The following is a 20,487-nucleotide window of genomic DNA, read 5'->3' as shown; positions in this document are numbered from 1 at the left end:
TGGGTCAAAGGGCAGCTAGTTCCCGGCGGATTTCAGATTCTAAAGCGGCACGGCGAGCCCGCAAATCCGGCAAATAAGCATTAATCTCCACGATTTCCCGGCGCGGATTCTCGCACAGAATCCTTTTCAGTTCCTCTATGTCGTTTGCGCAGCGGTAATCCCAACCCAAACCAGCCGCGAGCAAGGAAAGGTCGAAATCTTGCGGCGTCAAAAAATAGCGGTCAAAGACTTTCTGGTTCTCCTGTTCACCGTGTTCAAGGGTAGAGAAAATGCGTCCTCCCCCATCGCTGAGTACCAACACCTGTAAGACCGGCGCGGCCTCCAATGCCCCGGTGAGCAACCCGGTTAAATCATGCAGGCAAGTTAAATCTCCGGCGATCAGCCGCACCGCCTGCCCGGTTCCGGAGGCTAGTCCCAAGGCAGTCGCGATATTTCCATCGATCCCTGCCAAGCCGCGATTCGCGCAATAGGTAATCCCCCGATCTCCCCGCGCTGCCAAATCGAAAGCACGAATCGTATTAGAGGCACCGAGCATAGTCAGCGGAGGAGCACCGGCAGCACTCACCTGCTTATCGTCTAGCTGGGCAGGTATGCTCTCACCGCTGCCTACGGCGCCGCTATCCAGGAGATTATCCGCGCCGTTTAGAGCTTTTTTAGCCTTCGTTCCACTGTCCCGAGCTGAATCAGGGTCACGGTTAACCCACGCGTCATACACATCCTCATAAATACGGGCGAAAGCGTAGGGATCGATCCCCATTTCCAGTTCCCGCAGGCTACCTTCTAGTTCCGGAGCGCTTTCGGGAAGGGACATACGGAGGCGGTGGGCAGCTTCATTCTCGCCGTGTTTCTCTTCACCGGCGGTAGCAAAACCGAGATTAGGTATTTTTTCCGAGGGCGTAACCGGTATATCCTTCGCTACCTGCGGCAATTCTCGGGGATCGATCGCCGCGTAGTTGGCGTTTTGCCACACGGTTACTGCCCGACGATCAACACCTGTGCGGTAGGCACGTTCGACCGCTTGCGCTGCCTGGCGCCATCGTGCCAACCAGGCAGGGCTAGCGGCCGCGGGAAAAACGGAATCTACCTGCGCGGTGGTGGTAGAAACATATTCTCCGGTGAGATTAGTTTTCGCTCCTAAACTAGGCAGGCAATAGATAGGAATATCGTCCCGGGAAAGCAACGCACTTATCGGACGCGACAAAGTGGCATGACCAGCTATAATCACCTGCTCTATTTCATCAGCGAGGGCAGGAAGCACCTGCGGAGCATGCGCGATCTGCACCGCGTTGCCCGGTTTCAGGGTAACTGTTGGTTCCGCCAACACCGGGAGCCCCCAACTTTGCGCTGTCCGCGTCACCTGCGGAGGACATTGATCGGCCAAAACCACCACGGTTTTTGCGTTTTTTCGGGGAGGTTCACCCTCACCATCCGCAACTATCTGATTTTTCCAAGATGACTGCGAGGAGGGCGCGCTTTGCCCTTGCTCTAAGGTAAGAGCTTGCAGCTCGGGGGGAATCTGCCAAGTATTTGAAGTCACCAAGGGCGGCGCAAAACACAAATTGATATGTAGCGGGCAGCGCTGCCCGTGTCCGCCCTCCCCGGGTCCCCCGGCCTGAGCGAGAGCTGCATTCAAACGGTCTTTTACTACTGGCAGGGCGTCCTCGCTAGCGTCGATATCTAGAGCCGCCGGGCAGGCAGTCCCAAAAATCCTTTCCTGCCAGGTAGTTTGGTTCGCTCCGGTACCGCGAGCGGTACGGGGACGATCGGCGCTCAAGACAATCAGCGGGATACCGCAGTGGAAAGCCTCCAGCAATCCGGCATGCAACTCCGCCACTGCAGTCCCCGAAGTGACCACTAGGGCTACCGGATTGTAAGCTGCGTCCTCGTCCTTATAGATACCGGATTTGGCCAGTCCCAGCGCGAAGAAAGCCGCAGAACGCTCATCCAGGCGCACATGGGTACGCACCACCCCTGCCTGTTCTAACGCTGCCAAAGCATAGGTTAGGGGCGCAGAACGAGAACCCGGACAAATCACGAAATCACGCACCCCCGCGCGCACCAACTCGCTGAGCACTAGGCGCGCCAAGGAGGTGGCTGATTCTAGGTGCCCTCCCGCCAGGTCTGGGGATTGATTATTTTGGGAGCTACACGAGGAGGTGGAGGGAAAAGAAACGTCGCTCACCGACTAGCTACCTCCGCTACGTCCCGCATCCGCTGACTCCAACGGTTAACCAGATCTCGGCGATTATCGTTGTCAGGAGCACTAATTAAGTCGGTGTTTATTTCTACTTCCCGTACCTCTAGTTGACCGTCCCGTACCTGCCAGGGCTGGCGGGAAACATCGGATTTTAGTAGCTGGCTGGTGGCCAGGCCACAGGCATGGGGAAGCCGGGTCATTGCTGCTCCGGCGCGCACCCCTAATCCGATACCTACCGCACTATCAACTGCGGAAGAAACCACCACTTCCAGGCCGCGTTCATTGGCTTTCTTCGCCAAATCAATAACCGCCGAGACTCCCCCCAGGGGCTGGATTTTCACCACCATCACATCCGCACAGCCTGCCGGCAAATCGGCGAGTGGATCTGGGGAGCGGCGAATCAGCTCATCAACCGCGATGGGCACCGAAGTTGCGCCCCGCAATTCCAGTAGTTCCCGGGCGCTCTTGCAGGGCTGCTCTACATATTCCAATTCTCCAGCTGCCTCGTCTAAGGCCGCTATCGCTTCCTTTGCTTCCGCCAGGTTCCACGCGCCATTAGCATCTACCCGAATCCGATAGTTTCCGCCGAATTGGTTTTCGAGGGCGGCGCGCACGGCTTTTATCCGTTCTACATCATCGGCAAGTTCCGTGCCCCGATCTGCTACTTTAACTTTCGCAGTCCGGCAGCCTCCGCTTTGCTCCACAATTTCCGTGGCGCGTTTAGGGGATACCACCGGCACGGTCACATTCACGGGAACACTGTCTCGCACTATCTGCGGCTCAGGCTCGGTGAGGGCGTTGACGGTTGACCATAGCCATCGTTTTGATTCGTGCGGCCCATAATCCCAAAAAGGCGCGAACTCTCCCCACCGGTTGCCGGAACGCAACAGCACGCCCTCGCGCACAATTATTCGGCGGAAGCGGTTGACCAGCGGCAAGGAATATACCAACGCCTGGTCAATGTCGATCGCGGGAAACTCAGAGTTTTCAAATAGTTTACCCAGGTCACTGACTTGTACCTGCGGTACCTCCACTAGCATCGGGTCGCTTATGTTTCCTGCCATCACGTTTTCCTTGTTGTCTTTCGAATCCTTCTATTTACACAAATAGCACTTGACCTGGCACTGACCGGTTAACTCTAACGTTTCCTATTGTCGACCTATCTGCGTCAAAAAACCTAATAGTAATAAGGGAAAGATGTCCAATCCGGTTCCCGATGCTCCAAAAAGGCACGCCGCCCCTCCTCGGCTTCATCGGTGCTATAAGCCAAACGAGTTGCCTCCCCGGCGAATAGTTGCTGCCCCAGCAAACCATCATCTGCCAGGTTAAATGCATATTTCAACATCCGGATAGCCTGCGGGGATTTGCGGGCTACAGTCAGCGCCCACTCGAGCGCCACGGTCTCTAGTTGGAGATGCGGCACTGCCGCGTTGATAACTCCCCATTCTTCGGCTTGCCGGGCATCATAGGTGTTCGCCAGATAAAAGATTTGCCGCGCGCGTTTGTCCCCGACCTGCCGCGCCAGTAATGCTGAACCATATCCGGCATCAAAGGATCCTACATTCGCGTCAGTTTGTTTGAAACGGGCATGTTCTACGCTGGCCAGCGCCAGGTCACATACCACCACCAGGGAGTGTCCGCCCCCGGCAGCCCACCCGGGAACCGCTGCAATCACCGGTTTCGGCATCGCTCGAATCAGGCGCTGCACCTCCAGAATGTGCAAGCGTCCAGTCCGTGCCAAATCTAAATTCTGGCGCCGCTGGGAAACTTCCACATCCGGATCGGCGCCCTCCTGCTCGTAGCGATATCCGCCTCGGTCGCGAATCCGCTGGTCACCACCGGAACAAAAGCTGTAGCCACCATCGGAGTCGCTTGGCCCATTCCCGGTGAGGATTATCGCTGCCACATCGGCGGCGCTGCGCGCATATTCCAGACAAGCCAGCAGTTCATCTACCGTATGCGGACGGAAAGCATTACGCACCTGCGGGCGATCGAACGCAATTCGCAAAACTGGAAGTTTACCCCCATTTTCTCCGCGATCAGCCAATTCGGTGGCGGCTAAGTCAGTTAGCTGATAGCGATCCCGCCCCGGCTTATAGGGCTTTTGATGCTCTTTCAAGTCGCACGAGGACGCTAAAGCAGGATTATCCGCCCCTCCCGCTTTCACGACCGCCCGGTGAAAAGTCAGGTCAGTTAGCTTTTCAAAGCCCGGAACTGGAACCCAACGCTGCGCGTCGAAAGTATCAGAAACATGTGCAAGCTGGCTCATACCCCCACCCTATCGCGCAATCTGCTACCCGATTTCCTTGTATTGTCATTTCTGCGCAGAGCCTAGGTTTTGCCTCGCGCTCTGTGCGCGGGAAGAGAAGTTTTTCCTCCCACATTTTCCGCGCAAAGCCTAGGTTTTTCCTCCCGCCCAAGAATTCGGAAAACGTAGCGGCGTTTTCCGAATCCTTATGCCCACCGCGCCCACTCGGATAAAACCTAGGCTCCACGCTGGCTGGTATGACCTACGTAAGGGTCGAGCTGTAAAAGATGCGAGAGGGGGCTTGAGCTGAGCGAAGCAAGGCTCACCGGGGTCCCCCGAGCGCTTTTACGGCCCGACCCGTTGCGGAAGGCAAACCTAGCCCCTGCACTTGAATTCGGATAGCCGGGAGTGGCGATAGACTGAGCGGTAACGGTTATTTTCGGAGGTTGACTTTGCGCATTGTTCCCCCACCGAGCATTAAGGCTCGGGCAGCTTGTGAAGTATTAGCTCCTCAGGGCGACAATAGCGATAAAGCTATCCAGATTAGCGAAGAAGCTGTTCCGCAGATTGTCTGGTTGCAAAGCGAACTGAGTGCAGGGAAGGAACTGGGAGAAAACGCTGAGGATTCTGCCGCGCGGCCGCTGGTTTTCTTACCGGTATCCGATAACCCCGATCGGGATAAATTGTTCTTTACCGCGCTGCGCGCCGCCCTCTGGCCGGATAGTTTCACTTCCCTACCCACTATTGATTTATCAGCGGTTGCCGAACCTGCGAAACCTTTTTTCGCGTTAAGGATACTGGCTGATTACAACCCAGTATTTTTCCCGGCGCGCACCGAGCGCCTGTCCCGCTCTTGGGCGCTCCAGCAAGCACAGCGTCTACGCCGCCTGCCTAGCCAGGTCAGTTTTATACTTTCCACCTCGGGGTCTACGAAACCCGGAGGACGCTTGGTGGGGATATCCCTGGAGGCTTTGCGGGCATCCCATCAGGCGACCGCCCAGCGGTTGGGGGGTAACGGTATCTGGGTGTCGGCGCTCCCGCGTGACCATATCGCCGGTTTCCAGGTGATTGCCCGCGCTTACGCGGGCGGAACTGAACCGGTAACTATCGATATGACCGGCGGTTTTAAGCTCTCGCGACTCCGGGAAGCACTGGAAATCATTCCCTCGGGTAACCTTCCCATCTATCTATCGCTGGTTCCCACTCAGCTGCGCCGCGCCCTCGCCGATACAGAAACAACTGCAGCTTTGCGGATATGTTCTGCAATCCTGGTTGGGGGTGCCCATATTTCCTCCTCACTACTTTCCGCTGGGCGCGAGGCGGGGTTAAACCTGGTCACCACCTACGGGATGACCGAAACTTGCGGGGGCTGCGTCTATGACGGCGTTCCCCTGCCCGGAGTTAAAGTGGCGGTCAACGCGGGCAGGATTTGGCTGGCTACCCCCACTTTGATGAACGGTTATTTGGAGGCAGAATCGGATCCAGAAATCCGCGAGTTTTCCGGTACATCCTGGCTGGCCACCAATGATACGGGCAAGATAGTTTTTGGGAACGAACGAAGGAAACATCCCCAAGAATCGCTCGGGGAGGGGGCTGTCATTATCGACATGTCCAGCCCTGCTCATTTAGAGGTGCTCGGCCGCCTGGATGACACCATTATTTCTGGTGGGGAAAATATCTCTTTACCGCTGGTGACCCGCGCTGCCGAACAAGTAGGTTTTCCCGGGATCGAGTTTTGTGCCCTTAAGGATGAGGAATGGGGACAGATACTTTGCGCTGTTTTTTCTTCTGCCGCTTTGCCTGCCGCAGAACCCACCGCTGCCCCCAACCTTGCCCAGTTAGGCGGCAACCTGCGGGAATCCCTTAGAGAGTACTTGCCGTCCTCACATCTGCCCCGCGCGGCGGTGCTGCTCCCTCACTTTCCTCTGCTGCCCAGCGGAAAACTAGATCGTCTCGCCCTAGAAGCAGCCGTTCGCGTCCTCGATAAACAAAATCGCACCTGGCGCAAATAGCTAGCGGCGGCGAGGAAAACCCCGCCGCCGCTGCCGTAAGTTCAGTTACTTCTTTAGCACCTGGTGATAGGCAGCCAAATCGAGCACCCCGTTACCGGAAAGTCCGATCAAGAGTACCTGGCCGTCACGAGCCTCCCCCGAACGGATAAAGTCCAGCGCGCCGGCAATCGCGTGGGTAGATTCGGGAGCCGGAATAATCCCCTCGGCACGCGCGAACTCTAGGCCAGCTGCAAAGGTTTCTTCTTGCGGATAGGCACGTGCCTCCATCAATCCCAAGTGATAGGCGTGAGACACCATCGGTGCCATCCCGTGATAACGCAAACCACCAGCGTGAATAGGATCCGGTACGAACTCATGCCCCAGGGTATACATCTTCATTAGCGGCGTCAGCCCCGACATATCCCCAAAGTCATAACGATATTCGCCTTGTGTGAGCGAAGGACAGGCAGCCGGTTCACAAGCCACTACCCGGGCGTTCTTGCCTTCGCGCAGATTCTCGCCGATAAAGGGAGTAGCCAGACCGCCCAGGTTAGAGCCACCGCCAGCGCAACCGAAAATGAAGTCTGCGCCGGATTCCCCGGCTTTCGCCAGTTGGGCTTGTGATTCCAGACCAATCACCGTCTGGTGGATAATCACTTGATTCATTACCGAGCCCAAAGCGTAGTGAGCTTGCGGGTCCGAAACCGCAGATTCGACTGCCTCCGAAATCGCCATCCCTAGAGAACCGGAAGTATCGGGGTTTTCGGCTTGGATACGGCGCCCGGCCTCGGTGCGATCGGAGGGCGAACTCCAACATTTCGCGCCGTAGGTTTCCATTTGCATCCGCCGATAGGGCTTTTGATCATAGGAGGAACGTACCTGCCATACTTCACAGTCCATTCCCAGCATGGAGCAGGCCATCGCCAGGGAAGCACCCCACTGCCCGGCACCAGTTTCCGTGGTGAGCCGTTTAATCCCGGCCACCGCATTGTAGTAGGCCTGTGCTAATGCCGAGTTCGGTTTATGGGACCCGGCCGGAGAATTGCCTTCATATTTGTAGTAGATGCGGCATTTAGTGCCTAGTTTTTGCTCCAGATTATGCGCGCGATAAAGGGGTGCGGGACGGAAATTGGTGTACAGTTCCCGGATTCGCTGGGGAATATCAATATAGCGTTCCTTGCTCATCTCTAGTTCGATGAGCCCGGGCGCAAATAACGGCTCTAAATCTTTCGCGGTGATGGGCTCCCGGGTCTGCGGATTTAGATAGGGAGGCATCGGCTCCGGGAAGTCCGCAGCCAGGTTGTACCAGCGAGCAGGGATGTGGCTATCGATCGGAAATCCTAAAGGTTGGATTCTAGAGTTATCAGTCATCTCTTCTCTTGCTCCTCAATGAAATATCACTTCTATTAAATAGTTTCCGCTGGCGGGAGACAAAAAAATACCCGCCACTTGGCGGGTTCTATAAATGCCTGAAAGAAAGGACCCGCCTAGGCGAGCCACCACCACTGAATCGATTTGATCGCTGTTTCTTTCATAGCTCCATGCTAACGAAAACGTGAAAGCAACTACAAGCCGTCTCAATAATTGGTGTTTTGCTTTTCGGGGCTTTAATCTGAACGTAGCCATCAAGAGCAGTGCAGAGACCTGGCTCGCGCACTGCAGCAACCGATAAGACGGTGCTAATGCCAGGACCGATGGGAAGGAACTTATGAGCAACGCTAAAGCGGATAATCCGCTGATTGAGCTGCGGGATGTCTATAAAATTTATCCCCGCAAGAAGCAGGACAAGCTGCACGCCCTCGACGGTATCTCCCTAAAAATTGGTGCTGGAGAAATCCACGGCATCGTGGGGCAATCAGGGGCCGGAAAATCTACGCTGATTCGTTGCCTAACTGCCCTGGAGCATCCTACTTCGGGGGAAATCCTGGTGGCGGGGCAGAATCTTTCCACCCTTTCGGAAAAGCATTTGCGTCAGGCGCGCCGCTCTATTGGCATGGTGTTCCAGGCGGCTAACCTGCTGGATTCACGTACTGCCGCCGGCAATATCGCCTACCCCCTGTATTTAGCGGGACAAAAACGCGGGGATCGCCATGATCGGGTACAAAAGCTTCTGGATTTGGTGGGGCTGCATGACCGGGGATCTTCTTATCCCTCCCAGCTTTCCGGGGGACAGCAGCAACGAGTAGGGGTCGCCCGCGCGCTTGCAGATGAACCGCAAGTGCTACTGTGCGATGAGCCCACCAGCGCTTTGGATACCGAATCCACCCAGCAGATTCTGCATTTAATTAAGGATGTACATGACCGTCTGGGTGTAACCGTGGTGATTATTACCCACGAGATGAGTGTAGTCCGCGAGATTTGCACTCACGTTACTTTGCTAGAAGGCGGAAAAATTGTGCAGACCGGTTCGGTGGAGGACGTAGTCAAGGCGCACTCCTCACGGTTAGCAAAAGACCTGGTACCGCCACCCAATGTTGATGACGAAGTAACTTTAGATGGTCAACCCGCCGCGGTAGTGGATATTGCTTTTACTTCCTCGCCGGGCGTGCCCACCGGGTCGAAAGTTATGGATCTGGTGGCGCAATTGGGTGGCGATATTGTGGCCGGAACCTTTGAGACTGTGGGAACCACGCAAGTTGGCCGCTTAGCTGTAGGGGTGAAATCTACAGGACTGGACGCTTTTATCCGCGAAATGGAAAATCATCACATCTATACGGAGGTGCGAGCATGAGTCTTATCGCTACTACCTCACAGGTTGTGACTATGATGCCCTTAGCTGCGGATGCCTCGGGACGCTGGTTTTCCAATCCGGTGATTACTAATAATCTGCTGGAGGCCACTTTAGAAACCATTTATATGTCGCTTTGGTCGGGATTATTCTCAATCCTGCTGGGATTGCCAATCGGCCTGCTGCTGGTGGCGACTGCTCCCGCGGGGCTACTTTCAGGTACCAAAGTCACGCGCGTACTCTACGCGGTGCTGGGATTTATCGTGAATGTGGGGCGTTCCCTACCCTTCGTCATTTTGATGATTTCGATTCTTCCTTTTACTCGCCTACTGGTAGGCACCACTTTGGGGTGGAAAGCGGCGGTAGTGCCGTTAACCCTGGCGGCGGCGCCGTTCTTTGCCCGCCTGGTGGAATCCAATGTGCAAGGGGTAGAAAGCGGCAAACTAGAGGCCGCGAAAATGGCCGGCGCCTCTAACTGGCAGATCATGATGGGGGTGCAGGTGCGCGAGGCGCTACCCGCCCTCATCCAGTCAGTTACCGTTACTTTGATTTCGCTGATTGGTTACGGCGCGATGGCCGGTACTTTGGGTACCGGCGGACTGGGCGCTCTCGCCATAAACTATGGTTACAACCAGTTTATGGGTGACGTGATGCTAATCGTGGTGATCGACATCCTGTTGATTGTAGTTATCGTGCAGTGGCTAGGCGATATGCTTAGCCGGCTGGTAGATCACCGCTAAGGGAAAACCAGTCGGAGATTTTCACCGCTCTTAGCGGTTTTCGGTAAAACTTTTGTGCCCTGGCTCTGCTCTAGGTATCCGGGGAAACGCCCCGCCCTCGTCCGTTTAGTAGACGCCGGCGAGGGCGGACAATAAGACTTTGTAAACTACCTAAAAAAACTACTTATAAGGAATTTTAAAATGAAAACTTGGAAGAAACTTGTGGCCGCAGCGGGAGCTGCTGGCTTAGCACTGGGACTTGCGGCTTGCGGTGGCGGCGATTCTGCTGGCGGCGACACCAAACTGATCGTTGGGGCTTCCCCTGATCCGCATGCGAAGATCTTGCGTTACGTGGCCGATAACTTGGCTGAAAAGCAGGGCATTGAGTTGGAAGTCAAAGAATACACCGACTACGTCCAGCCGAATGAAGCCCTGAACTCTGGGGATCTGGATGCCAACTATTATCAGACGGTTCCCTACTTCGATGATCAGACCGCCAAGAATAACTGGCAGTTCGAGCACGGCAAGGGAATCCACCTAGAGCCACTAGGAATCTATTCTGAAAAGCTCAAGGATATTAAGGATCTGAAGGACGGCGCCAAGATTGGGATCATCAATGACCCCACTAACCAGGCACGTGCCCTAAACTTACTGGCTGACAATGGCTTGATTAAGCTACCGAAAGATGAAAAACAGCAGAAAGTATCGGTGATTGCCAAATCCAAAGAATACAATCCGCGCGGCTTTGAGCTGCCTGAAGTGGAAGGGCCGCAGTTGGTACGCGCCCTAGCCGACGTAGATATCGCCGTCATCAACGGTAACTTTGCTCAGCTTGGAGGCAAGGAGCCCTCTGACGCCTTGATCTTGGAATCCACCGAGAATAATCCTTCCCTGAATATCCTGGTTTGGAAGAAGGATTCCGAAAAGGTAGAGGCAATCAAGAAACTGGATTCTTTACTGCACTCTCCGGAAGTCAAGGCTTTCATTGAGAAAACCTGGCCGAACAAGGCAGTGCTACCTGGTTTTTAATCCCACTCACCTAGTGGCTTTAAAAATCTGATCGCCTGAAATCTAGGGGGGCGGGTTCGAAGAAAATCTTCGAACCCGCCCCCCTTACGTATGCCAGAAGATGTTCCCCGCGGGGAACATAGGCTACTAATGAAACTACCGGCTCACAACCGGATTTTTCATATAGTATTCCCTAATTGAATCCTGGGAAATGACATTGTTACTGGGATCGCTAGGGTTTAGCCCTTTTCTCGCATTGCTCCAAGGAGCTTCTGCGTGAGTCCGTTCGCTAAGTTCATTTCCGGTGAGATTTCCCAACTGATCAAAAACTACATCTATAATCTGCTTCTCTTTATCACTCAGATTATTGCTATCTGACTGCAGCTGCCCAGACTCGATGATAAAAAGCCCCTGATGCTTTTCGAATAGTTCGGCAGATACCGGACCACCTCGCCAAGCTTCAAAGTCTTCTTGGAACAGCGGGGTGCCGGCAGTTGCCAGAGCGTGCGCCTGGGAGTAGAAAGTTAACTTTTGCAACTTCATCGTGGAAAGAGGCTTAGAACGATTTAGAATATATGCTGCAACATCAACAACCGTTGCCATTTTTGAAGCCTCCTCTACCATAGTTGAAAAGCCAATACCTCTATGATTGTACCTGCGAATACGCGACCTGTGAACTCTGGTGAGATTCCTCTCTCAACTAGCCAGGCAAAACGCTATAGCAAAATCTTGAAGCAGACTATTTCCGATGACGCGGAACAAAGCAAAGAGGCTATCGACTTTGTGCAAAGGTGGAGAGCTCGCTACGCTCCGGCTACCCGTCAATGCTTTCAGACTCTCCTAGAGTGTTGCAAAGGAGTGGACGGGGCAATCATCACTTATCGTCTAAAGAGAGTCTCTTCTATTGTCCAAAAAATACAGCGTCCTAACCATAATCACCTGTTAAACACTTTGGATGATATTGGAGGATGCCGGGTAATTACTAAAAGCATTAAAGATCTACGGCTAATTCAGAAAAGAATAGAAGATAAGATTGCTGGAACCTCTTCTGAAATCACCAAAACTAAAGATTACATTGATTCTCCGAAAAGTAGTGGCTATCGCTCCTGTCACCTACTGACTAAACAGGGTAGCTGTGAGCGTAAGTACCGTGTTGAAATCCAGTTAAGAACGCAACTTCAACATTATTGGGCAACTGCATTAGAAATTATAGATGAAATAGAAGGAAGAGAGATTAAAACTACCAATACAGATGTTTTATTGGGTGATACTGATACCAGAACTCGGTTATATTACAATCAGCTGACCTCTTCTTTAATCGCAAGCATCGAAGAAAGTCCTACCGTTCCAGGTACCCCTAAAAACATAGATGATCTTGTCTCAGAAATTGAAACTTTGCCGTTGTCTTCTGAAATCATTAGCAGACTTTCCCGTGTATACGACGATGTCTTAAGACTTGATGAGAAGCATTGTGCCCCTGAAGATGCTTGCGTGTTTATTTTACAGTTCCTAAAAGACGAACAGAACTTGATTGTTCATTCTTATGCCAATAATCAAATGGACGAATCCCTCAGCGAATATTCAAGGCTTGAAGACGAAGTGTTTGAAAACAATAAAAATGGTTTGATAGCTCCTAATCAGAATATTGTATTGGTGCACGTCAATGATCCGGAACAGCTAAAAGTGGCCTATCCGAACTATTCGGCAAATATTAAAGAGTATCTAAAACTGATAACGCAGAACTGTCCTGCTTTAGATAATTAACCGCAAAAAGCAACGCAACTTACTTGCAGCGCTAACTACCATGTCTTAGGCAGTTTTGCGCACAATTAGGCGGGTTTCTACCTGTTTTTCAACCGCATCCCATTGTTTGCCATAGTTTTCTTTATCGAAGAAGAACTCCACGTGCTCTACTAGGCGTTCGACAGCTAGATTGGCCAGTTTTTCCCGGTCTTGGCGCACGGTGGTTAGCTCCACATAAGGTTCGGATGCGATCGGGGTATCATCGAAACCTATCACTGCGATTTCCTGGGGAATATTTACACCTTCTTGCCACATCCGAATCATGAATCCTTGCGCACACAGATCGTTAAAGCACATCACTGCGCGCGGCATCTCCCGTTCGCCGGCGCGGACCTGTCGTAATATTTGATCGGCAACCCGTGCCCCATCACCGGTATTTTGCCCGCCTTGATAGATCCGCAACGCAGGATTCTCATCTGACGCGAGGCTCCACTCTTCCAGGCATTGTTGAAAGGTAGCTTCCCGCACCTGCGCATTGGTTTGATTGTCCCCCCGGATATGCACAATGTCGCGAAACCCCTGTTGCCACAAGTGCTCAAAGGACTTTATGACCCCATAGGCATCATCGGAGACCACGGCATCCACACTGGTGGAGCCAACTTCTTGGCATAGGGTAATTAGGGGAATCACCGCCGCAATTTTTTCTAAATACTCGGCAGAGAGCTTGGTGCCTATTAGCACAATCCCTTCACAGCGATCTTGCATCAAAGACTCGATGCAATCCATTTCGCTGCGCTGCCCTACACAACCGGCTGCCACCAGGCGATATCCTTGTTTTTCAGCGTAACGAAAGAGCGGATCCATCAGCGATATTTGGAACTCTTGCTCCATATAGAACACCACACCTAACAGATGGGTACGTTCCAGGCGAATAAGCGCAGCCTGCCGATCGGGTCGATACCCCATTTCAAAAGCGGCGCGCTGAATCTCCGCGCGTCGCTTATCTGAGACTCCGGGTCGTCCAGACAACGCAACAGACACCGTGGAAATGGAGGCTCCCACTTCCTTGGCTACATCGGAGATAGTTAGTTTTTGTTTCATAATGTTGTTCTTAGATTATCGCTAAATAACCCTAGAAACGGCGAATCGTAACCGCTAAACCAGATTTTGGTATCGATGGATAGCTTCCTAGAACACACATTGCTTTTATCCGAATACCCACAGGTTAATCTGGAGAACTTAATCTCTTTGACTGCTATCTCCCAAGGACAGCAACCCTAAAGGATAGTTTTTCCGAGGACGTCGGCTACGCCCTCGGAAAAAACCAAATCCTCTCCGTTTACCAAATAACTGTTACTGTCCGAACTCGCTCTTTACCCGAGCGATCATCTTTTTGTTGATTTCGTCAGCGCGATCGTGCCACCCGAATACGCACAGGGACAACACGCCATCAAAATTCATATCCCGCAGAGTACTAAACAGCTCGTCCCACGGAACCTCACCCATGCCAATCTCGTTGTGCTGGTGTACCCGGGCGTCAACTCCCGGAGGATTAATTACGTAGCGGTTACCATCGAATGCCTTGTGGTTGAATACATCGGCGACATGTACTTCTTTGAGTAGGTCACCGGCAGAACGCAGCATCCGTTCCACATCACCTTTACCGTCTGAAAGGTGGAAGGTGTGCGGGGCGCAATATTCGTAGCCGATCCAAGGCTTATTTACTCCGCGGATCAGGTTGATGGCGGGATCATGCAGCTCCACGAAGTCATAGGGATGCGCCTCCATATGCAGCTGGATACCATACTTTTCAAAATCAGGAGTAAGCTCTTCAATGGACTTGTACCATTGATGCTCGCAGCGCCGCGGAGTGTTAGGGTCGCCCGAAAACTCTGAAACGATCTCGCGTACGTCTAGCTGATCGGCAATTTCTAGCAGCCTGCGCCAATTGCGCACTTGGGCTTGCCGTTCTTCCTCATCTACGCACGACCAGTTGAAAACCGGGTTCAAGGTAGCGATCTTGACCCCAGATTCTTTTTGCGCTTTATTCAGTTCTGCAATATAGGCGTCATCGGCTTTGGGGTAGTGATGCCAAAAGTGAAAATCTGCTGTGGGCGACAACTCCACGTATTCAAACCCAAGTTCTCGTGCTTTATGCAGGGTTTGCGAAACTGGCATAAACCAGTAATACATATTGGGGTCGAGGGCGATCTTGACCATTTATTCATTCCTTCTGTTGTAGACGTAGCAATCTTGCGTAGGGCGGTCTTGAGTCTTCTTCTGTCGAAGCGCTAGCCTCATTGCTCCACCCGATCTGGCGGCACTCCCAGTTTACCCGAAACGTTTCGCTTAATCTAGGGTGCTCGAGGTATTTCTTTTTGCCAAGCTTTTACGACAAATAATCACCTACCGCTATTTAACGCGCGTTAAGCGAGGTTGTCTAGGATATGCGAACTTAGTTATATTCCGAAATGCAGGAAGATATCCGAGGTAGGTATTTCGCTGGCAGCCCCTGTTTCTTAAAATAAATAACTATTTTGCTGGGTTAATTTGTAAGCTATAAAACTAGAGAGTAATTTCCCGCGTTATTAGGCACCCTAAGCGTTAGGCACAGAAAGAAGGAACGGAAATGGAAACCGCAAATGCTCCCCAGGTCCAGCATACAGACGACTTAAACGACCGGGTGGCACTCAATCGTCAACTAGCGCAAATGCTAAAGGGCGGCGTAATTATGGACGTTACCACCCCAGAGCAGGCGCGGATCGCAGAGGATGCGGGCGCGGCAGCCGTTATGGCACTTGAGCGCATCCCCGCCGATATCCGTGCCGCCGGCGGTGTTTCCCGGATGAGCGACCCGGCAATGATCAAGGGTATCCAAGAAGCAGTTTCTATCCCGGTAATGGCGAAGTGCCGCATAGGGCATTTTGTAGAAGCACAACTGCTGGAGGCTATCGAAATTGACTATATCGATGAATCCGAAGTGCTCTCCCCCGCCGATGACATCTACCACATTGATAAAACTCAGTTCAAAGTACCTTTCGTGTGTGGGGCACGTAACCTGGGTGAAGCGCTACGCCGTATTGGCGAGGGCGCGACCATGATCCGCACCAAGGGTGAGCCGGGAACTGGTGACGTTGTGCAGGCAGTTACCCATATGCGCGCAATGAACGCCGAAATTCGGCGTATTTCCAGCCTGCGTGAAGATGAACTTTTCGAAGCTGCCAAACAACTAGAAGTCCCGCTATCACTACTGAAAGAAGTACACGATTCCTCGCGTCTACCGGTAGTAAACTTCGCTGCGGGTGGGGTAGCCACCCCAGCTGATGCGGCTTTGATGATGCAGCTGGGCGCCGAGGGCGTGTTCGTAGGCTCCGGCATTTTCAAGTCCGGCAATCCCGCTAAACGCGCTAACGCTATCGTCAAGGCGGTCACCAACTTTAAGGACGCGAAACTAATTGCGCAGCTGTCCGAGAATTTGGGCGAAGCCATGGTGGGGATCAACGAAAACGAAATTGACCTGCTGATGGCAGAGCGCGGAAAGTAAGTCCCGGCAACAGAAACGGTAAGAAAAACTCAATGGAAAAAGTTGGCGTCCTGGCAGTTCAAGGTGCCTTCATTGAACATGAACAATGCCTGGAAAAACTGGGGGCTCAGGTAGTTGAGCTACGCGAGGCCGCAGACCTAAAGACCGGTTTTAACCGCCTGGTATTGCCGGGTGGGGAATCCACGGTGCAATCAAAACTCCTAATTGAGCTGGGAATGGCGGAGCGACTCCGAGACATGATTAAAGCCGGGATGCCGGTGCTCGGAACCTGTGCCGGATTAATCTTGTTGGCCAAGCAGATTATGGGTAAGCGCGATGTCGATCGCATGGCGCTCGGCACCTTGGACGTGACCGTGGAACGTAATGCCTATGGACGCCAGCTTGGTTCCTTTAATACCCGGGCTGCCTTTGCGGGGATGGACGATCTGCCAATGACCTTCATTCGCGCTCCTCGCATCAGTAAGCTCGGCCCGGGCGTAGAAGAACTCGGACGAGTAGATGGGATAATTGTAGGAGCGCGGGCCGGAGGCCAAATCGGGGTCACTTTTCACCCCGAACTGACCGGCGACCCGCGCCTACATCAAATGTTCTTGAACCTTTAGTTTTTTAGCTACTATTAGCCTTCTTCGCGCTGGAAGCTCATCGTGGCTTCATAGTGTCCGGACTCGCTCGGCCAACGGGTAGTAATCGCCTTGGCCTTGGTGTAGAATTTCACGCCCTCAGGACCGTGGATATGAGTATCACCAAGCAGGGAGTCTTTCCAGCCACCGAAGGAGTAGTAGGCAACCGGGGTCGGGATCGGGACGTTGACGCCCACCATTCCGGCCTCTGCCTCGAGAGTAAACTTGCGTGCTACCCCGCCGTCATTGGTGAAGATGGCAGAGCCATTACCGAAGGGCGAAGAGTTAACGATTTCGATGGCTTCTTCATAGGTATCGGCGCGGGTAATCACCAGCACCGGACCAAAGATTTCCTCGTAATATGCGGGCGCATCCTTGGGGCAGTTATCGATAATGGTCGGCCCTACGAAGTAACCGTTCGGGTAGCCCTCCGGTCGGAAGCCGCGACCATCACGCACAATGGTTGCCCCGCGTTCCTCAGCATCAGTAATGAGCCCTTCAATACGTTCCTGAGCCTTCTTGTCAATCACCGGCCCCATCTCACAGCCTTCGACCATGCCCTGATCCACATGGATCTGATCTGCGTGAGCTTTAACTTTCTCGGCTAGTTTTTCCCCAGCGCTGCCAACTGCGACTACCACCGGTAGCGCCATGCAGCGTTCACCAGCCGCACCGAAAGCAGCAGCCGAAATATGTTTGGCGGCGAAATCAATATCTGCATCCGGCATCACAATCGCGTGGTTATTTGCCCCGCCCAGCGCCTGAACGCGTTTGCCATGAGCAACCCCGGTGTCCTGCACGATATGGGCAACTGGAGTGGATCCCACAAACGAAATCGCGTCAATTCCGGGGTGCTCCAGAATCGAGGTAACTAGGTTACGGTTTCCAGTCAATACCTGGTAAATACCGTCCGGCAGTCCCGCTTGTTTGTATAGTTCGCCGGTCAAGAGGGCAGCGGAAGGAGTGGAGGAGGCAGGCTTAATAATAATAGCGTTACCAGTAGCGATAGCTAGCGGGTGCATCCACATGGGTACCATTGCCGGGAAGTTGAACGGGCATATACCCGCTACTACTCCCACCGGTTGCCGCACGGTGAAGATATCAACGCCGGTAGAAATCTGGTAGGAATGTTCTCCCTTCATATTGGCGTTAATTCCACAGGCGTAATCTAGGGTTTCCCGGCCGCGCTGGATTTCCCCGATCGCATCCGAGTAGTTCTTGCCGTGTTCCTGCACGATTAGTTGTGCCATCTTGTCCTGGTTTTCCAAAACCAGGTGCCGCATCTTGAACATAATGTCCACGCGTTTGGCTAGTGAGAGTTTTGCCCACTCTTTTTGAGCTTTTTTAGCAATTTCTACTGCGTGATCCAGATCTTCACTTGATGCGGAGGGAACAGTAGCTACTACTTCACCTAGCGCCGGATCTTCAATTTCAATTTCTCCGGCAGGTTTACCCTGCGCATATTCACCGTTAATCCAGTGTTGCAGCTGTTTTACCATTGTCAGTATCTCCTTCGATTTCCGCTGACCTTATCGCCGGCCATGCCTAAGCTATTAGCATTACCGCTACTAGCATTACCGTGACTGGCCTAATTGTCCTTACAAAGCCTACTCTAATCGACTTAAGTCCCAGACACAAGAGGAGCAGACAAACCTCCTTGACACTCCGGGTGCGCAGTGGTCGTAGCGCGGTTAAAGCTCTCCCAGGCCAGATGGTCAATCATTGGAATCAAGTGTTGAAACCTAAGAGAGCCTGAAAAGCACGTGCTCAGCTAGCGTTTAGCGGAATGCCTAATAAAAATGGGGTTAGGGTTAGAACATGTTTCTCCATCATCCCGGCAGTCTCGACAAACTCGTGCCCTTAGTATTGGCGTCTATCACCGCGGGAACTTTAACCCTTACTGCTTGCAGTCCCGCAACCGAGCACCACGATTTCTCTGCAAAAGACACAACCGCTAGCAGCGTTACCCCTAACGCTACCGACAAGGTTTCCCCTAGCCCGACTCTCCCTTCCGCCTCGCCCTCGACTCCCAGTCCAGAACCTAAAAAGATACTGGCAGGAAAAACTATCGTAATAGATCCCGGGCACTCTAACGGGCAACATTTAACCAACAAAGTCCCTGATGGACGCGGAGGGAGCAAAATATGCAATACCTCCGGAACCGCAACAAACAGCGGATACCCTGAACATACCGCCAACTGGAAAGTTGCCCTGATTCTACAGGCTGAGCTGCAAGAAAAAGGGGCAACTGTTCATCTGACCAAAAAAGATGACCATGCAGATAAGGTCTGTGTCGATCGCCGCGGACAAATCCCGAACGAGAAACACGCCGATGCGTTCCTATCTATTCACGCCAATGGTTCCCAGTCGTCTGCCCCTCACGGATTCTTCGTAATGGTTTCCAATCCTCCGTTAAACTCTGCACAAGGCGAACCGTCCCGGAAGCTGGCACGGGCGGTTTCCGAAGGACTTAGAGGCGCAGGGCTTACCCCCTCCACGATTTTTGGGGCAGATCCCGCCCCTCGCTCCGACCTCGCCACCCTAAATTTTGCGAAAGTACCAGCAGTAATGGTGGAGCTTGGCGAAATGCGTAACCCGCAAGATGCTCAAAGATTATCCAGCCCTCAAGGGCAACAACAGTACGCTTCCGGTTTAGCAAAAGGACTCATTAGTTTTCTTTCCGCCAGTTAATGCCAGTTCAGAGTAAAAGCATTTAAGCAGTTCAGCCTATTTTCATTTAGCCTATCCACCTATTTGTCGGAAAGTTATCTTCCTATTTGCCGGAATGTTATCCACCTGTTTGCCGGAATTGGGAATTATGAGGAGGACGTGCGGTGCAAAGTTGTAGCAGGACACAGGTTTATCCGAACCGACAGCAGACAATAACCCGCCGGAGAGGGCGTAGGTGGCGCAGCAGAAAACTCCCGCGAATACCCGGTCTGAGGACAGTAACTTTGCCGCAGGTGACTAAAACTCTTAGCGCCAGCGGGCAAAGATACTAACTGTCAGAGATTATGACGTAAATACATAAACCTTTAGCGCCGACTAGTGAAAAAATCTTTTAACTGCCCGCCGCACTCGTCCTCTAAAACCCCGCCAATAACTTCTACACGGTGATTTAGGCGGCTATCGCGCAGCACATCCCGGACAGATCCGGCAGCGCCTGCCTTATCATCCCAAGCGCCGAACACTACCCGCGAAACCCGGGCATTCACGATTGCTCCGGCACACATCGTGCAGGGCTCCAAATTCACTACCAAAGTAGTATCTGACAACCGCCAGCTGCTACGCTTCCTTGCCGCCTGACGCAAAGCCACAATCTCGGCGTGAGCAGTAGGGTCAAACGGGGAAACCTCCCGCTGGTTAAAGCCGCGTCCGATTATTTGCCAATCCTCTAACTCGGATTCTTCTGGAACATTGAAAAAGCTATCACCTTGAGCTTTGCCCGAGGAAGAGCGCATAGCTTTCATCCCTCGCTCGCCCTCGTCCTCGAAGATAACCCCGTCGGAAGCATTAAGGGCTCCCGTTCCACCCGCCCGGGGAGCGAGTACCAGCGCGCCCACCGGGACATCCCCGCCCTCACCGGCAAGGGCTGCCAGCTGCATAGCTTGCCGAATAGCCCAATCGAATCGATGCACACTCCAAATTTAATAGAGAACCGCCACCTGGTTGAAACCTATGGACTTTTC

At 53.0% G+C, this 20,487-nt stretch carries 17 protein-coding genes; 8 read left to right on the top strand and 9 right to left on the bottom strand.

All coding sequences use genetic code 11. The features are described 5' to 3' along the window. Positions 1 to 4: 4 nt before the first annotated feature. From L0M99_RS01255 to L0M99_RS01245, 3 genes are all read right to left on the bottom strand, one after another. Complete coding sequence (locus tag L0M99_RS01255; protein ID WP_024059458.1) at positions 5 to 2,182, bottom strand: thiamine pyrophosphate-binding protein; 2,178 nt, start codon at positions 2,180 to 2,182, stop codon at positions 5 to 7. Then, positions 2,179 to 3,261, bottom strand: coding sequence for an o-succinylbenzoate synthase (locus L0M99_RS01250; protein ID WP_024059459.1), 1,083 nt, complete (start codon positions 3,259 to 3,261; stop codon positions 2,179 to 2,181). The genes L0M99_RS01255 and L0M99_RS01250 overlap by 4 nt, the downstream gene beginning before the upstream one ends. Before the next feature lie 113 nt (positions 3,262 to 3,374). Then, positions 3,375 to 4,466 carry a 1,4-dihydroxy-2-naphthoyl-CoA synthase gene (locus tag L0M99_RS01245; protein WP_024059460.1) on the bottom strand — a complete coding sequence of 364 codons (1,092 nt, stop codon included), beginning with the start codon at positions 4,464 to 4,466 and terminating at the stop codon, positions 3,375 to 3,377. Positions 4,467 to 4,891: 425 nt separating this feature from the next. On the opposite strand from L0M99_RS01245, the gene L0M99_RS01240 reads away from it, so the two are divergent. Next, positions 4,892 to 6,457 (top strand): AMP-binding protein, encoded by a 1,566-nt coding sequence (locus L0M99_RS01240; protein WP_238127482.1) that lies wholly within the window; start codon positions 4,892 to 4,894, stop codon positions 6,455 to 6,457. A 45-nt stretch (positions 6,458 to 6,502) separates the two neighbouring features. Here L0M99_RS01240 and L0M99_RS01235 read toward each other — a convergent pair whose 3' ends face one another. Beyond that, positions 6,503 to 7,807 carry a TrpB-like pyridoxal phosphate-dependent enzyme gene (locus tag L0M99_RS01235; RefSeq protein WP_024059462.1) on the bottom strand — a complete coding sequence of 435 codons (1,305 nt, stop codon included), beginning with the start codon at positions 7,805 to 7,807 and terminating at the stop codon, positions 6,503 to 6,505. A 337-nt stretch (positions 7,808 to 8,144) separates the two neighbouring features. Here L0M99_RS01235 and L0M99_RS01230 point away from each other — a divergent pair, with 337 nt between their 5' ends. The 3 genes from L0M99_RS01230 to L0M99_RS01220 all read left to right on the top strand — a co-directional run bounded on the left by L0M99_RS01230 (position 8,145) and on the right by L0M99_RS01220 (position 10,912). Next, positions 8,145 to 9,167 carry a methionine ABC transporter ATP-binding protein gene (locus tag L0M99_RS01230; RefSeq protein WP_024059463.1) on the top strand — a complete coding sequence of 341 codons (1,023 nt, stop codon included), beginning with the start codon at positions 8,145 to 8,147 and terminating at the stop codon, positions 9,165 to 9,167. Continuing rightward, complete coding sequence (locus L0M99_RS01225; RefSeq protein WP_024059464.1) at positions 9,164 to 9,904, top strand: methionine ABC transporter permease; 741 nt, start codon at positions 9,164 to 9,166, stop codon at positions 9,902 to 9,904. The genes L0M99_RS01230 and L0M99_RS01225 overlap by 4 nt, the downstream gene beginning before the upstream one ends. 180 nt (positions 9,905 to 10,084) lie before the next feature. Continuing rightward, complete coding sequence (locus L0M99_RS01220; RefSeq protein ID WP_024059465.1) at positions 10,085 to 10,912, top strand: MetQ/NlpA family ABC transporter substrate-binding protein; 828 nt, start codon at positions 10,085 to 10,087, stop codon at positions 10,910 to 10,912. Between the two features lie 135 nt (positions 10,913 to 11,047). Here L0M99_RS01220 and L0M99_RS01215 read toward each other — a convergent pair whose 3' ends face one another. Continuing rightward, on the bottom strand, positions 11,048 to 11,494 hold the full coding sequence (locus L0M99_RS01215; RefSeq protein WP_024059466.1) for a Panacea domain-containing protein: 447 nt from the start codon (positions 11,492 to 11,494) through the stop codon (positions 11,048 to 11,050). Between the two features lie 69 nt (positions 11,495 to 11,563). On the opposite strand from L0M99_RS01215, the gene L0M99_RS01210 reads away from it, so the two are divergent. Further along, entirely contained in the window at positions 11,564 to 12,655 is a 1,092-nt protein-coding gene (locus L0M99_RS01210) for a RelA/SpoT domain-containing protein (protein ID WP_238127481.1), read from the top strand. Between the two features lie 45 nt (positions 12,656 to 12,700). On the opposite strand, the gene L0M99_RS01205 is transcribed toward L0M99_RS01210, so the two are convergent. Then, positions 12,701 to 13,735 carry a LacI family DNA-binding transcriptional regulator gene (locus tag L0M99_RS01205; RefSeq protein WP_024059468.1) on the bottom strand — a complete coding sequence of 345 codons (1,035 nt, stop codon included), beginning with the start codon at positions 13,733 to 13,735 and terminating at the stop codon, positions 12,701 to 12,703. A 252-nt stretch (positions 13,736 to 13,987) separates the two neighbouring features. Then, positions 13,988 to 14,854 (bottom strand): sugar phosphate isomerase/epimerase family protein, encoded by an 867-nt coding sequence (locus L0M99_RS01200; RefSeq protein WP_024059469.1) that lies wholly within the window; start codon positions 14,852 to 14,854, stop codon positions 13,988 to 13,990. 409 nt (positions 14,855 to 15,263) lie between these two features. Between L0M99_RS01200 and pdxS the strand changes: the two genes are divergently transcribed. Together pdxS and pdxT are read left to right on the top strand one after the other, a co-directional pair. Then, positions 15,264 to 16,178 (top strand): pyridoxal 5'-phosphate synthase lyase subunit PdxS, encoded by a 915-nt coding sequence (gene pdxS / locus L0M99_RS01195; protein WP_024059470.1) that lies wholly within the window; start codon positions 15,264 to 15,266, stop codon positions 16,176 to 16,178. Between the two features lie 32 nt (positions 16,179 to 16,210). Continuing rightward, positions 16,211 to 16,780: a pyridoxal 5'-phosphate synthase glutaminase subunit PdxT gene (pdxT, locus tag L0M99_RS01190; protein WP_024059471.1), complete on the top strand. Its 570-nt coding sequence runs from the start codon at positions 16,211 to 16,213 to the stop codon at positions 16,778 to 16,780. Positions 16,781 to 16,794: 14 nt separating this feature from the next. Here pdxT and L0M99_RS01185 read toward each other — a convergent pair whose 3' ends face one another. Beyond that, positions 16,795 to 18,297, bottom strand: a complete 1,503-nt coding sequence (locus L0M99_RS01185) for a CoA-acylating methylmalonate-semialdehyde dehydrogenase (protein WP_024059472.1) — start codon at positions 18,295 to 18,297, stop codon at positions 16,795 to 16,797. A 319-nt stretch (positions 18,298 to 18,616) separates the two neighbouring features. Here L0M99_RS01185 and L0M99_RS01180 point away from each other — a divergent pair, with 319 nt between their 5' ends. Further along, a complete protein-coding gene (locus L0M99_RS01180) occupies positions 18,617 to 19,489 on the top strand; it encodes an N-acetylmuramoyl-L-alanine amidase (RefSeq protein ID WP_024059473.1) in 873 nt (290 codons plus the stop codon). 344 nt (positions 19,490 to 19,833) lie between these two features. Here L0M99_RS01180 and L0M99_RS01175 read toward each other — a convergent pair whose 3' ends face one another. Beyond that, on the bottom strand, positions 19,834 to 20,436 hold the full coding sequence (locus L0M99_RS01175) for a nucleoside deaminase (protein ID WP_238127480.1): 603 nt from the start codon (positions 20,434 to 20,436) through the stop codon (positions 19,834 to 19,836). Between the last annotated feature and the right edge of the window lie 51 nt (positions 20,437 to 20,487).

The organism is Varibaculum cambriense (genome assembly GCF_022133705.1).
Lineage (GTDB): Bacteria > Actinomycetota > Actinomycetes > Actinomycetales > Actinomycetaceae > Varibaculum > Varibaculum cambriense_A.
Note: the sequence above shows the minus strand (reverse complement) of the source record. Positions and strands in the feature narration are given on the sequence as shown.

Bases quoted from the DNA above. Each gene is read 5' to 3' on its own strand.
- L0M99_RS01205 (WP_024059468.1), bottom strand. From the start codon at position 13,735: ATGAAACAAAAACTAACTATCTCCGATGTAGCCAAGGAAGTGGGAGCC.
- L0M99_RS01230 (WP_024059463.1), top strand. From the start codon at position 8,145: ATGAGCAACGCTAAAGCGGATAATCCGCTGATTGAGCTGCGGGATGTC.
- L0M99_RS01215 (WP_024059466.1), bottom strand. From the start codon at position 11,494: ATGGCAACGGTTGTTGATGTTGCAGCATATATTCTAAATCGTTCTAAG.
- L0M99_RS01225 (WP_024059464.1), top strand. From the start codon at position 9,164: ATGAGTCTTATCGCTACTACCTCACAGGTTGTGACTATGATGCCCTTA.
- L0M99_RS01250 (WP_024059459.1), bottom strand. From the start codon at position 3,261: ATGGCAGGAAACATAAGCGACCCGATGCTAGTGGAGGTACCGCAGGTA.
- L0M99_RS01185 (WP_024059472.1), bottom strand. From the start codon at position 18,297: ATGGTAAAACAGCTGCAACACTGGATTAACGGTGAATATGCGCAGGGT.
- L0M99_RS01245 (WP_024059460.1), bottom strand. From the start codon at position 4,466: ATGAGCCAGCTTGCACATGTTTCTGATACTTTCGACGCGCAGCGTTGG.
- pdxS (WP_024059470.1), top strand. From the start codon at position 15,264: ATGGAAACCGCAAATGCTCCCCAGGTCCAGCATACAGACGACTTAAAC.
- pdxT (WP_024059471.1), top strand. From the start codon at position 16,211: ATGGAAAAAGTTGGCGTCCTGGCAGTTCAAGGTGCCTTCATTGAACAT.
- L0M99_RS01235 (WP_024059462.1), bottom strand. From the start codon at position 7,807: ATGACTGATAACTCTAGAATCCAACCTTTAGGATTTCCGATCGATAGC.
- L0M99_RS01220 (WP_024059465.1), top strand. From the start codon at position 10,085: ATGAAAACTTGGAAGAAACTTGTGGCCGCAGCGGGAGCTGCTGGCTTA.
- L0M99_RS01180 (WP_024059473.1), top strand. From the start codon at position 18,617: ATGTTTCTCCATCATCCCGGCAGTCTCGACAAACTCGTGCCCTTAGTA.
- L0M99_RS01200 (WP_024059469.1), bottom strand. From the start codon at position 14,854: ATGGTCAAGATCGCCCTCGACCCCAATATGTATTACTGGTTTATGCCA.